Origin of the sequence: Streptomyces sp. NPDC059534 (assembly GCF_042743475.1) — a bacterium.
GTDB lineage: Bacteria > Actinomycetota > Actinomycetes > Streptomycetales > Streptomycetaceae > Streptomyces.
On sequence record NZ_JBHWAQ010000079.1, the window covers coordinates 1 to 12519 of the forward strand.

At 74.5% G+C, this 12519-nt stretch carries 11 protein-coding genes; 8 read left to right on the forward strand and 3 right to left on the reverse strand.

What is annotated here, in order from left to right; all coding sequences use genetic code 11:
* The 7 genes from ACFVZH_RS38965 to ACFVZH_RS38995 all read left to right on the forward strand — a co-directional run.
* Nucleotides 1-1902: alpha/beta fold hydrolase (locus tag ACFVZH_RS38965; RefSeq protein WP_384905198.1), on the forward strand; the 1902-nt coding region annotated here is incomplete at its 5' end.
* 264 nt (nucleotides 1903-2166) lie between these two features.
* A complete protein-coding gene (locus tag ACFVZH_RS38970) occupies nucleotides 2167-3084 on the forward strand; it encodes a kinase (RefSeq protein WP_384905200.1) in 918 nt (305 codons plus the stop codon).
* A gap of 1 nt (nucleotide 3085) precedes the next feature.
* Entirely contained in the window at nucleotides 3086-4144 is a 1059-nt protein-coding gene (locus ACFVZH_RS38975) for a PLP-dependent cysteine synthase family protein (RefSeq protein ID WP_384905202.1), read from the forward strand.
* Nucleotides 4141-5424 (forward strand): ATP-grasp domain-containing protein, encoded by a 1284-nt coding sequence (locus ACFVZH_RS38980; RefSeq protein WP_384905204.1) that lies wholly within the window; start codon nucleotides 4141-4143, stop codon nucleotides 5422-5424. Before ACFVZH_RS38975 ends, ACFVZH_RS38980 begins: the two co-directional genes overlap by 4 nt.
* Entirely contained in the window at nucleotides 5421-6956 is a 1536-nt protein-coding gene (gene argH / locus ACFVZH_RS38985; protein ID WP_384905206.1) for an argininosuccinate lyase, read from the forward strand. Before ACFVZH_RS38980 ends, argH begins: the two co-directional genes overlap by 4 nt.
* Nucleotides 6953-8365, forward strand: coding sequence for an MFS transporter (locus ACFVZH_RS38990; RefSeq protein ID WP_384905208.1), 1413 nt, complete (start codon nucleotides 6953-6955; stop codon nucleotides 8363-8365). The genes argH and ACFVZH_RS38990 overlap by 4 nt, the downstream gene beginning before the upstream one ends.
* A gap of 55 nt (nucleotides 8366-8420) precedes the next feature.
* Nucleotides 8421-9221 (forward strand): 4'-phosphopantetheinyl transferase family protein, encoded by an 801-nt coding sequence (locus tag ACFVZH_RS38995; protein ID WP_384905210.1) that lies wholly within the window; start codon nucleotides 8421-8423, stop codon nucleotides 9219-9221.
* Nucleotides 9222-9328: 107 nt separating this feature from the next.
* On the opposite strand, the gene ACFVZH_RS39000 is transcribed toward ACFVZH_RS38995, so the two are convergent.
* The 3 genes from ACFVZH_RS39000 to ACFVZH_RS39010 all read right to left on the reverse strand — a co-directional run bounded on the left by ACFVZH_RS39000 (nucleotide 9329) and on the right by ACFVZH_RS39010 (nucleotide 10413).
* The gene (locus ACFVZH_RS39000; RefSeq protein WP_384905212.1) at nucleotides 9329-9793 is read right to left on the reverse strand and encodes a hypothetical protein; all 465 of its coding nucleotides are present in this window, start codon (nucleotides 9791-9793) and stop codon (nucleotides 9329-9331) included.
* A gap of 16 nt (nucleotides 9794-9809) precedes the next feature.
* Nucleotides 9810-10058: a hypothetical protein gene (locus ACFVZH_RS39005; RefSeq protein WP_384905214.1), complete on the reverse strand. Its 249-nt coding sequence runs from the start codon at nucleotides 10056-10058 to the stop codon at nucleotides 9810-9812.
* 91 nt (nucleotides 10059-10149) lie between these two features.
* A complete protein-coding gene (locus tag ACFVZH_RS39010) occupies nucleotides 10150-10413 on the reverse strand; it encodes an EF-hand domain-containing protein (RefSeq protein WP_384905216.1) in 264 nt (87 codons plus the stop codon).
* Between the two features lie 182 nt (nucleotides 10414-10595).
* Here ACFVZH_RS39010 and recQ point away from each other — a divergent pair.
* The coding region (gene recQ, locus ACFVZH_RS39015; RefSeq protein ID WP_384905218.1) for a DNA helicase RecQ at nucleotides 10596-12519 on the forward strand (1924 nt) is incomplete at its 3' end.

Below are 12519 nucleotides of genomic sequence, written 5' to 3' on the forward strand. Positions count from 1 at the left end.
GACCCGAACCTCATCGCGGAGCTGGTCGAACAGCACCAGGTGACCACGCTCCAGATGTCCGCCAGCCTCTTCAACCACATGCTCGACGAATACCCGCAGACGTTCACCCACCTCAAGGAGGCGATGACGGCGGGGGAGGCGGCCTCCCCGGCCCACACGGCGAGGGCCCTGGCCCGGCATCCGCGGCTGCACCTGCTCAACGGGTACGGGCCGGCCGAGAGCATGGGCTTCACCACGGCGTTCGTCATCGAGCCCGGCACCGCCGCCGCGGCCAGTATTCCGGTCGGCGGGCCGCTCGTCGGCAAGCACGCCTACGTGCTCGACGCGAACCTGGAGCCGGTACCCCAGGGTGTGCCCGGGGAGCTGTACGTGGCCGGTCACGGTCTCGCCCACGGCTACATCGGCCAGCAGGCCCTGACGGCCGACCGGTTCGTCGCCGATCCGCACGGCCCCGCCGGATCGCGGATGTACCGCACCGGAGACCTGGCCCGCTGGAACAAGCAGGGCGCCCTGGAGTACCTCGGCCGCGGCGACGAACAGATCAAGCTGCGCGGCTTCCGCATCGAACCCGGCGAGATCGAGGCCGCGCTCCTCGCCCACCCCGCCGTGGCGCAGGCCGCCGCGGTCGTACGGGAGGACCGGCCCGGCGACAAGCGACTTGTCGCCTACGCCGTACCGGCGCCCGGGGAGGCCCCGACCGTCGAGGAGCTGCGGCGTCGCGTCACGGCGCGGCTGCCCGAGTACATGGTGCCTTCGGCCTTCGTGGTCCTGGACGAGCTCCCGCGCACGGTCAACGGCAAGCTCGACCGCCGGGCCCTGCCCGCACCCGACGACAGCACCTCGTCCGAAGGCGGCCGCGCCCCGCGCAACCCGGCCGAGGAGATCCTCTGCGGCCTGTTCGCGGACAACCTCGGGCTGGACTCCGTCAGCATCGACGACAACTTCTTCCACCGCGGCGGGCACTCCCTGCGCGCCACGCTGCTGATCAGCCGCATCCGCGCCGTCTGGGACACCCGCATCAGCATCAGCGACCTGTTCCAGAGCCCCACCCCCGCCCTCCTCGCCGAGCACATCGCGGCGGGCAGCGGGGCGGACCCCCTCGGCACCGTGCTGCCCATCCGGGCCGTCACGGAGGCGAACTCCGGCGAGGCGCCGCTGTTCTGCGTGCACGCCGTGTCCGGCATGAGCTGGGGATACGCCGGTCTCCTGCCGCACCTCGACCAGGACAGGCCGGTCATCGCGCTCCAGGCCCGCCGGCTCGGCGGCCCGCACGGTGCGCCGGCGTCCATCGAGGAGATGGCCGACGACTACCTCGCCGAGATCCGGCGCATCCAGCCTCACGGGCCCTACCACCTGCTCGGCTGGTCCTTCGGCGGCCTGGTCGCGCACGCCGTCGCCGCCCGGCTCGAAGCGGCCGGGGAAGAGGTGGCCCTGCTGGCCCTCCTCGACTCCTATCCGCTGCCCGACGGGTTCCGGGCCCCCGAGATCGACGGCCGGCACGTGCTGACCGCCCTCCTCGGCACCCTCGGCGAGACGGTCCCCGTGCGCTGCGCGGACACGACGCCGGACATCGCCGAACTCGCCGAGGCGCTCCGCGGGGCCGACCCCGTGCTCGGCGCGCTGGAGCACGCGCAGGCGGCGGCCGTGGTGGCGGCCACCCTCGACAACCTGCGGATGCGCTACCGGTACGTGCCGGACGTCGCGTTCGGCGGCGACGCGGTGTTCTTCGACGCCACCGGCACTCCGGCGCCCCTGTCGGGCGAGGCGGCCTGGGCGCCGTACGTCACCGGCCGGATCGAGGAGTTCGCCGTCGACTGCGAGCACGCCCGGATGACCGAGGCGGAGCCGCTGCGGGCGATCGGCCGGGTGCTCGCCCGCAGGCTGCGGCCCGCCCGCATCTGACCCGGGGAGCGGCCGGGAACCAGGGGCCCGTACGGCGTTTCACCGCCGTACGGGCCCCGCCGCGTGCGCGGCCCGACGCGCCGGCGCCGGCCCGGCCCCGTACCGCCGTCCACCCCCCTGCCCGCACCGCGCCGCCGAACTGCCCGCATACTGCCGCCTGACCAGCCGGGTCGGCGCGCGGGCGCTGCTTAGCGTTGGGGATGTCCGCACGATCGGCCAGGCCCCGTGAGTGGTGCGGTCCGGCCCCCAGAGGAAGTCAAGGACATGGTGGATCATTCCGGTTGGCGGGTCGGCGTCGCCTCGGCCCCCATACATCACGGCGAAATTCTCCAGGGCGTCTTTCCGCACCAGGGACAGCTGACCCGGGGGCTGGTCACACTGCCCTGCACGGTCTACACGACCCGCGCCTCGTTCATCCCCGCACGGGGCGAGGAGCTGACCGTGTCCCCGGTCTGGAAGACGAAGGCGATGCGCGCCGCGCAGCTCACCGCCGAGGCATGCGTCCCGCCCGGGGAGGGACCGGTCGGCGGGCATCTCGAACTCACGGGGGACGTCCCGCTCTGCCGCGGCTTCGGCTCCTCCACGAGCGACGTGCTGGCCGCGGTCTGGGCCGTACAGGACGCCCTGGTGAGCCCGCTGCCCGCCGAGGAGATCGCACGGATCGCGGTGCGCGCCGAGACGGCGTCCGACTCCCTGATGTTCAACGAGAGCTCGGTCCTGTTCGCCCAGCGCGAGGGCAAGGTCATCGAGGACTTCGGGTACCGCATGCCCGCGGTGCGGGTGCTCGGCTTCGGCTCGCGGCCCGAGAACGAGGGCAGGGGCATCGACACGCTGGCCTTCCCGCCCGCCGAGTACGGCAGCGCGGAACTGGAACTCTTCGCCGAGCTCCAGGTGATGCTGCGCGAGGCCATCCACACCAAGGACGTCGCCCTCGTCGGGGCCGTCGCCACCGCCAGCACCGACATCAACCAGCGCCACCTGCCCATCCCGCGCCTCGACGGCCTGCGGACCATCGTCCGCGAGACCGGCGCCCTCGGCATCCAGACCGCGCACAGCGGGGACATCGCCGGGCTGCTCTACGACCGCGACGACCCCGAGGTCGACGCCCGCACCGAGCACGCCCAGCGACTGCTGCACAACATCGGCATCCACGAGCAGTGGATCTTCACGACGGGTGACTGACATGACTACGACCACGATCGCGGGCGCCGTCAAGCTGCACGACTCGGTGGTGGACGCCACCGAACTGCCCCGCATCATCCAGGTGACCGACAACCTCTACGCGGCCGCGTTCAGCCTGATGAAGCTGCTGCCCGCGCGCTACATCGTCGACCGCGCCGAGGCCGCCGGACTGCTGCGGCCCGGCACCCGCGTCATCGAGACCTCCTCCGGCACCTTCGCGCTCGGCCTGGCGATGGTCTGCCGGCTGCGCGGCTACGACCTGACCATCGTCGGCGACTCCGCCATCGACCGCGACCTGCGCAACCGCCTCGAAATGCTCGGCGCCACCGTCGAGATCGTCGAGTACGCCGGCCAGAGCGGCGGCATCCAGGGCGCCCGCCTCGCCCGCGTCGCGGAACTCCAGCGGCTCCACCCCGACAGCTTCGTCCCCGGGCAGTACGACAACCCGGACAACCCCGGGGCCTACGCCGTGGTCGCCGACCTCATCGGGGAGACCGTCGGCTCCGTGGACTGCCTGGTCGGCCCGGTCGGCTCCGGCGGCTCCACCGGCGGCCTCGCCGCCGCCCTGCGCCCCGCCGACCCGGCCCTGCACCTCGTCGGCGTGGACACCCACGGGTCCATCATCTTCGGCAGCCCCGACGGTCCGCGCACCCTGCGCGGCCTCGGCAGCAGCATCCACCCCGGCAACGTGAAGCACAGCGCCTACGACGAGGTGCACTGGGTCACCGCCCCCGAGGCGTTCCACGCCACCCACGAACTCTTCCGCAACCACGGCCTGTTCATGGGCCCGACCAGCGGCGCCTCCTTCCAGGTCGCCGCCTGGTGGGCCGCCCGCAACCCGGGCAGCAAGGTCGTCATGGTGCTGCCCGACGAGGGCTACCGCTACCAGTCCACCGTCTACCACGCCGACTGGCTCCGCGAGCAGGGCATCGAACCGGCCCCCACCGTCGGCGGCCCGGTCACCGTCGACCACCCGCTGGACGCCCCGTCCTCCTGGACCCGCCTGGTGTGGGCCCGCCGCGGCCTCGACGACGTGATGACGCCGGAGGTCCAGGCATGAGCACCCACCTGCTGCTCCTCGTCGAGTCCAACACCACCGGCACGGGACGCCAGTTCGCCCAGCGGGCCCGCGCGTTCGGGGCCGAGCCGGTCCTGCTCGCCGCCGACCCCGCCCGCTACCCGTACGCCGCCGAGGACGACCTGCGCACCGTCGTCGTCGACACCGCGGACGCCGACGCCCTGTGGGCCGCCGTGACCGCCCTCGCCGCCGGTGCGCCGATCGCCGGAGTGCTCTCCAGCTCCGAGTACTACGTGGCCACCGCCGCCGGACTCGCCCGGCGGCTCGGACTGCACGGCCCGTCCGCCGACGCCGTCCGGGCCTGCCGCGACAAGTCCCTCCAGCGCCGCACCCTGGCCGCCGCCGGGGTGCCCGTCCCCCGCTTCTCGGCGGTCGGCGACGTCGCCGAGGCGCTCGCCGCCGCCCAGTGGCTCGGCGGCCCGGTCGTCGTCAAGCCGGTGCAGGGCTCCGGAAGCCTGGGCGTACGCCTCTGCCGCGACCGGGACGAGGTCGCCGAACACGCCGCCGGCCTGCTGGCCGCCACGGTCAACGAACGCGGCCTGAGCACCCCCGGCGTCGTACTCGTCGAGCAGTACCTGACGGGCCGCGAGTTCTCCGTCGAGGTCTTCGGCGAGGACGCCGTCGTCACCGTCGCCAAGCACGTCGGCGCGCCGCCCGTGTTCGTCGAGACCGGGCACGACGTGCCCGCGCTCCTGCCGGCCGCCCAGGCCGCCGCGCTCGTCGACAGCGCCGTGCACGCCGTCAAGGCCCTCGGCCTCGGCTGGGGCGCCGCCCACGTCGAGCTCCGGCTCGACGGCGACGTCGCCCGCGTCATCGAGGTCAACCCGCGGCTGGCCGGCGGCATGATCCCGGAACTCGTGCGCCGGGCCCGCGGCATCGACCTGGTCGGCGCCCAGGTACGGGCCGCGCTGGGCGAGGACGTCGACCTCACCCGCCCCGCCGCGGACGCCGCCGGAGCGGCCTCGATCCGGTTCCTCACGGCCGTCACCGACAGCGTCCTCGCCGACGTCACCGTCGCCGAGTCGGCCGCCCGGGCCGTCCCCGGCGTCGTCGACGCCGCCCTCTACCGGCCGTCCGGCACCCGCGTCGAACCCGCCGAGGACTTCCGCGGCCGGGTGGGCCACGTCATCACCGCCGGGGCGACCCCCGAACGGACCGCGGAGGCGGCCGAGACCGCCCTCGCCCACGGACTGGCCACCGCACTCGAGCCCGTGGTGGCCGCGCCGGCCCCCACCGCCGCCAGGGAGGTGCTGTCGGTATGACCGGCGTCAGCGACGACGGAGGCGCGCCCGCCACCGGCGGCGAGCGGATCGCCGGCGTCGACACCGGGCGGCTGCGCACCGGACTCGACCCGCGCGCCCACCGCATCGTCTACGACCAGTACCGGCCGGACGGCGGCGACCCCGTCGGCGGCGAACTACGGCTGATCAGCGAGGTCGACCGGGCCCACCTGGTGATGCTCACCGAGAGCGGCATCGTCGACGCCGCCCGCGCCGGCACGCTCCTCGACACCGTCGACGCCCTGCGCGCCGACGACTTCGCCCCGGTCCGCGACCGCCCCATGCCCCGCGGCCTGTACCTGGCGTACGAGGGCTGGCTCGTCGATCGCCTCGGCCAGCAGACCGGCGGCGTGCTGCACACCGGGCGCTCCCGCAACGACCTCAACGCCACCACCGTACGGCTCAAGGTGCGCGGCCCCTACGCCGAACTGCTCGACGAAGTGGCCGCACTGGCGCAGGTACTCCTCGACAAGGGCGAGGAGTACCAGGACGTCACCATGCCCGCCTACACCCACGGCCAGCCCGCCGTGCCCATCAGCTACGGCCACTACCTCACCGGCACCGCCGGCGCCGTGCTGCGCTCCCTGGCGGGACTCCTCGACGCCGGACGGGAGATCGACGTCAACCCGCTCGGCGCGGGCGCCGTCGGCGGCACCTCCGTACCCGTCGACCCGGCCCGCACCGCCGACCTCCTCGGCTTCACCGCCGCCGCGCCCAACTCCGTCGACGCCGTCGCCTCCCGCGACTTCGTGCTGCGGATGCTCTCGTCCGCCGCCGTCCTCGGAGTGCTCCTGGCCCGGGTGGCCCGCGACCTCACCTGGTGGACCACGGAGGAGTTCGGGCTGCTGCGGATGGCCGACGACCTGGTCGGATCCAGCTCGATGATGCCGCAGAAGCGCAACCCCTTCCTGCTCGAACACATCCAGGGCCGTTCGACGGCCGCCCTCGCCGGATTCACCGGCGCCGCCGCGTCCATGTCCACCGCCGGCTACACCAACGCCATCGCCGTCGGCACCGAGGCCGTACGCCACCTGTGGCCCGGCCTCGCCGACACCACCCAGGCGGTCACCCTGCTCCGGCTCGTCGTCGCCGGAGCGGAACCCGACCGGGAACGGATGCGCGAGCGCGCGCGGGAGGGCCTCACCTCGGCGACCTACCTCGCCGAACGCCTCGTCGTCGACGGCACCCCCTTCCGTACGGCCCACCACCTGGTCGGCGAGACCGTCCTCGCCGCCCTCGACAGCGGCGCACCCCTGTCCGAGGCCGCCCGCTCGCACCCCGCCGTGGCCACCGCCGCCGCCGGATACCCGGCCGACTGGCTCGACCCCGGGACCGTGGCCGCCGCCTGCGCCCACGGCGGCGGCCCCGGCGGCCCCGCGCAGACCGAGGCCCTGGCCCGGGCACGCGCCGAACTGGCCCTCCTCACCACCGAGTCGGCCGCCCGGCGGGCCCGCTGGACCGACGCCGCCGAGCGGCTCGACACCGCCGTCGCCAAGGTGGTGGCCGACCGATGAGCGGGGGCCGCCGGTCCGGGCTGCTGCGGCAGCGCGACTTCCGGCTGCTGTGGGCGGGCGAGACCACCAGCCGCTTCGGCAGCAACATCACCGGCGTCGCCATGCCGCTGGTGGCCGTGGTCACCCTGGACGCGAGCACCTTCTGGGTCAGCGCCCTGGCCGCCGCCGCCTGGCTCCCCTGGCTCCTGGTCGGCCTGCCGGCCGGGGCCTGGGTGGACCGGCTGCCGCGCCGCCCGCTCATGGTGGCCTGCAACGTCGCCTCGCTCGTCCTCCTGCTCAGCGTGCCGGCCGCCGCCTGGCTCGACGTGCTGACCATGACCCAGCTGCTCGTCGTCTCCCTGCTCACCGGCCTCGCCAACGTCTTCTTCTCCATCGCCTACCGGGTCTACCTGCCGTTCGTCGTCAGCCGCGAACACCTCACCGAGGCGAACGCTAAACTCCAGGGCAGCGAATCGGCCGCACAGCTCGCCGGACTCGGCGGCGGCGGCGTCCTGGCCGGGGTGTTCGGCGCGGTCACCGGACTCCTCGCCGACGCGGCGACGTTCCTGGCCTCCACCCTGTGCCTGCTGGGCATCCGCGCCACCGAACCGCCACCCAGGAAGCCCGAGCGGCCCACCGCGCTGCGCCAGGACGTCGCGGAGGGCCTGCGGCACACCGTGCGCGACCCGTACCTGCGCGTCCTCACCACCTACGGCACCGTCACCAACCTGCTGCTCACCGGCTACCAGGCCATCCTCACCGTGTTCCTCGTCCGCGAACTCCACGTCGGCGAGGCCGCCGTCGGCTGGCTCCTCGCCGGCAGCAGCGTCGGCGGCCTGCTCGGCGCCGTCGTCGCCACCCCGATCGCCCGACGCCTCGGCACCGCCCGCGGCATGATCCTCTGCAAGTTCGCCACCGCCCCCTTCGGCCTGCTCATCCCGCTCGCCGAACCGGGATGGCGGGTCGTCCTGCTGCCCCTCGGCGGCGCCGTCCTCGCCCTCGGCGTGGTCTCCGCCAACGTCATCCAGGGCGCGTTCCGCCAGCAGTACTGCCCGCCGCAGCTCCTCGGCCGGATCACGGCGAGCGTGTCCGTCGCCAACTTCGGCGCCATTCCCATCGGTTCGCTCCTCGGCGGCGCGCTCGGCGGCGTGCTCGGACTGCGGCCCGCGCTCTGGCTGCTCACCGGCGGCCTCGCGGTCAGCTCCGTGCTCCTCCTCGCCGGCCCGCTGCGCGCCCGGCGCGACCTGCCCACCGAACCGCCCGGCGACCCCGCCGAGCCCCCCGAGCCCGTGGCGGCCCTCGTGCCCGCCGCGGCCGCCGCGTCCCCGGAGCCGGCCACGCCGGCGGCGTCCGAGGCGCCCGAGAAGTCCGAGGAGCCCGCCGCGACCCGACGGCGGGCATCCCGGTACGCAACCCCCGAACAAGGCTGATCCGTCCCGACGGCCCACCGCGTCCGCGCATCCGTCACCGAACAGGAGGGGTCCCGTGAGTGATCCCAGAAGCGGTTCCAGGAGTTCAGCGAGCGGCACCCTGCTGCCCGCACCCGCGCCACCGCCGCGCGACCTGCCGCGGCCCGGGTCCCTCGACCTGTGGCTGCTCCGGGTCTCCGACGCCCGGGGCACCGGCCTCGACACGGCCGTACTGGACGCCACCGAGCGGCAGCGCGCCGCCGGACTGGCGTACGCGGAGGACCGGGTCCGCTTCACCGCCGCCCATCTGGCACTGCGCCGCCTGCTGGGCACCTACCTCGACATGCTTCCGCAGGACATCCGCTACGGCCGGGAGACCTGCCCGTGCTGCGGCGGCCCGCACGGACGGCCCACCGTCCTCGGCGCCACGCGCGGACTGCACTTCTCGCTCTCCCACCGGGGCGACCTCGTCCTGGTGGGGACGGCGGTCGCGCCCATCGGCGTCGACGTCGACCTGGTCGCCGACCCGGGCGGCGCCGCGGAACTCGCCGCCATGCTCCACCCCGCCGAACAGCGCGAGATCGAGGCGCTGCCACCCCCGCGCCGGCCCAGGGCGCTGGCCCGGCTGTGGACCCGCAAGGAGGCGTACCTCAAGGGCCTGGGCACCGGTCTCGGCCGTGATCCGGCCGCCGACTACGTGGGCTCCGGCAGTCCCGACGGCGCCCTGCCCCCCGCCGGCTGGACCCTGCTCGACATCCCCGTCGACCGCGGTTACGCGGCGGCGGTGGCCGTCCACGGCGAGCTGACCACGCCGTCCCCCCGGGTGAACCGCCTGTCCGAGCGCGACATCCGCGGCGACCCGCCGGACCGCGCGTGAACGCACCCGCGGGCCCCGCACGCGAGGGCCCGCGGGGCCGCGCACACGAGGAAGGTCCCCGGACGACACGTCCGGGGACCTTCCTCGTGTGCGCGACGCGGCGGCGATCAGCCGGCCGCCGCGATCCACTCGTCGAGCTGCTCCTGCGTCGTGGCCGGATCGGCCACCAGCTCGGCCAGGGTGTCGTCGGCGAGATGCCGGGTGGACACCGCGGGGCAGCGCGCGCACGCGGCCACCCCGGTCTGCTGCCACCACTGGCACCGCGCCCGGAGGTGACACCGCGGGACGGGGGCGTCCTCCTGCGCGGCCGGCCGGTACAGCACCCGCTCCACGAGCGTGCAGTCGTCGCCCCTGCGGTTCACGCAGCTGCTGACGCAGTGCGAGGCGAAGCGCAGGATCCGGCGCGGCTCGATGCCCTCCGGCACCTCGGCGAGGGCCTCGGACGCCGGTACGGGATCGGCCAGGTACACCACACGGCCGTCCTGCCCGGACCGCACGCCCAGGACGACGGACTCGGGCGCGTGCGCCTCGCCGCTGGGGCACCAGGTCTGCGGGGACGCGTCCCCGCCCACGGTGGCCACCCCCGGCTCAGCAGCTGCCGGACTGGATGCCCAGCCCCGCGACCCGGCCGCCGACGCTCCGGCTCAGCGGCTCCGCCCCGGACTCCCGGTCGAGGGCGGCGGCGCGCAGGATGCCGTCCTTGAGCTGGGACGTCGACGTGATGCGCTCGGCCTTGCCGTCCGACGCGGCCGCCGCTCCGGCGCCCGTGACGACGAGGCCGGCGGCCAGCAGCGCGGCCGCTCCGGCCGCGGCCACCTTACGGGTCGGGTTCTCCATGGCGTACTCCTGCTCTCTGGGGAGGTGAGCCAGGAGCGTAGGGGCGCGCGGGCCGTCCGCCCGGTAGTCGGCGGCGGCAGCCGACCGGCGGTTACGAGGCGGGCGCCCAGCCGAAGCGGCGGTTCACCAGGGCGGCGAACTCGTCGAAGGTCAGCACGCGGTCGCCGTTCCGGTCCGCCTCGTCGAACAGCGCCGAGGCGTCGTCGTCGCCCCCGACCCCCCAGACGGGGATCACCCCCTGCGCCGCGAGGGTGGGCCCCTTGGCCCGCAGGGCGCTGATGACCTCGGCCCGCGTCAGCGTGCCGTCCTGGTCGAGGTCGAGCGCGTCGAAGAGGGTCCGGGCCTTGTCGCTCATCGCGTGTCCTGTCCGCTGGTCGCGTTCCCCGGTCCGTACCCGGTCCGTGGGCGTCGGATCGGCCGACGCGTGCCGTACGTAAGGACGTAAGGACGGCCCGCGCAGTTGCCTCCGGACCTCCGTTGTCCACAGGTCCCGGCGGACGGCACCGGGGTGTCGGTGCGGGCGGCTAGGCTTCGGGAATGGTCCTTTCCGACGAATCCACCGAGATCTCCGACGCCGCGCGGGTGCTTCACCGCGTCTTCGGCTACAGCTCCTTCCGGGGTGAGCAGCAGGAGATCATCGAGCAGGTCGTCGGCGGCGGCGACGCGCTCGTCCTGATGCCGACCGGCGGCGGCAAGTCGCTGTGCTACCAGATCCCGGCGCTGGTCAGGGACGGCACGGGCGTGGTGATCTCGCCGCTCATCGCGCTGATGCAGGACCAGGTGGACGCGCTCAGGGCGCTCGGGGTGCGGGCCGGATTCCTCAACTCGACGCAGGACCCCTACGAGCGGCAGGCCGTCGAGCAGGCGTTCCTCGCCGACGAGCTGGACCTGCTCTACCTCGCCCCCGAGCGCCTGCGGACCGAGGGCACCCAGCGGCTCCTCGACCGGGGCAAGGTGTCGCTCTTCGCGATCGACGAGGCGCACTGCGTCGCCCAGTGGGGCCACGACTTCCGGCCCGACTACCTCGCCCTGTCGATGCTGCACGAGCGGTGGCCGAAGGTCCCCCGGATCGCGCTGACGGCGACGGCGACGGAGGCCACCCACGCCGAGATCGCGGCACGGCTCGGACTGGAGGACGCCCGGCACTTCGTCGCCGGCTTCGACCGGCCCAACATCCAGTACCGCATCGTCCCCAAGAACAACCCGCTCAAGCAGCTGCTCGACCTGATCCGGACCGAGCACGCCGGGGACGCCGGCGTCGTCTACTGCCTCTCGCGGTCCTCGGTGGAGAAGACCGCCGCCTCCCTCGTGGAGCACGGCATCGACGCCGTGCCGTACCACGCCGGCATGGACGCCCGGACGCGGGCCGCCAACCAGTCCCGCTTCCTGCGGGAGGACGGCGTCGTGGTGGTCGCGACGATCGCCTTCGGCATGGGCATCGACAAGCCGGACGTGCGGTTCGTCGCCCACCTGGACCTGCCGAAGTCCGTCGAGGGCTACTACCAGGAGACCGGCCGCGCCGGCCGCGACGGAGAGCCGGCCACGGCGTGGCTGGCGTACGGCCTCCAGGACGTCGTCCAGCAGCGCAAGCTCATCGACGGCTCCGAGGGAGACGAGGCGCACCGCCGCGGACTCGGCATGCACCTGGACGCCATGCTCGCCCTGTGCGAGACGGTGGACTGCCGCCGGGTACGGCTCCTCGCCTACTTCGGGCAGTCGGGCGAGCCGTGCGGCAACTGCGACACCTGTCTGACGCCGGCCGAGTCCTGGGACGGCACGGTCGCGGCCCAGAAGCTGCTGTCCACGATCTGGCGGCTGTCCAAGGAGCGGCGCCAGAAGTTCGGCGCCGGCCAGATCATCGACATCCTCCAGGGCAAGCGGACCGCCAAGGTCATCCAGTTCGACCACGACACCCTCTCGGTGTTCGGCGTCGGCGCCGACCTGGGCACCGCGGAGTGGCGCGGCGTCGTCCGCCAGCTGCTCGCCCAGGGGCTGCTCGCGGTGGAGGGCGACTACGGGACGCTCGTCCTGACCGAGCGGAGCGGCGAGGTGCTCGGCGGACACCACACCGTCGCCCTGCGCAAGGAGAAGGCCGCCGCCCCGTCCCGGAAGGAGTCCGGAGCGCGCTCGGGCAAGGGCGCCCGAGTGCCGGTCGACCTGCCGGAAGCCGCCGTCCCGGTCTTCGAGGCCCTCCGCGCCTGGCGGGCCGCGACCGCGCGCGAGCAGGGCGTACCGGCGTACGTCGTCTTCCACGACGCGACCCTGCGCGAGATCGCCACCCTCTTCCCCGCCACGGTGCAGGAGCTCGGCACCGTCGGCGGCGTCGGCGAGGCCAAGCTCACCAAGTACGCCGAGGGCGTCCTCGCCGCCCTGGCCGAGTGCGAGGCCCCCGGCGTCGCCCCGGATGCGCCCGCCCCGGCGGCCGCCGCGACCGCTCCGGCTCCGGCCGCCGCGCCGGCGC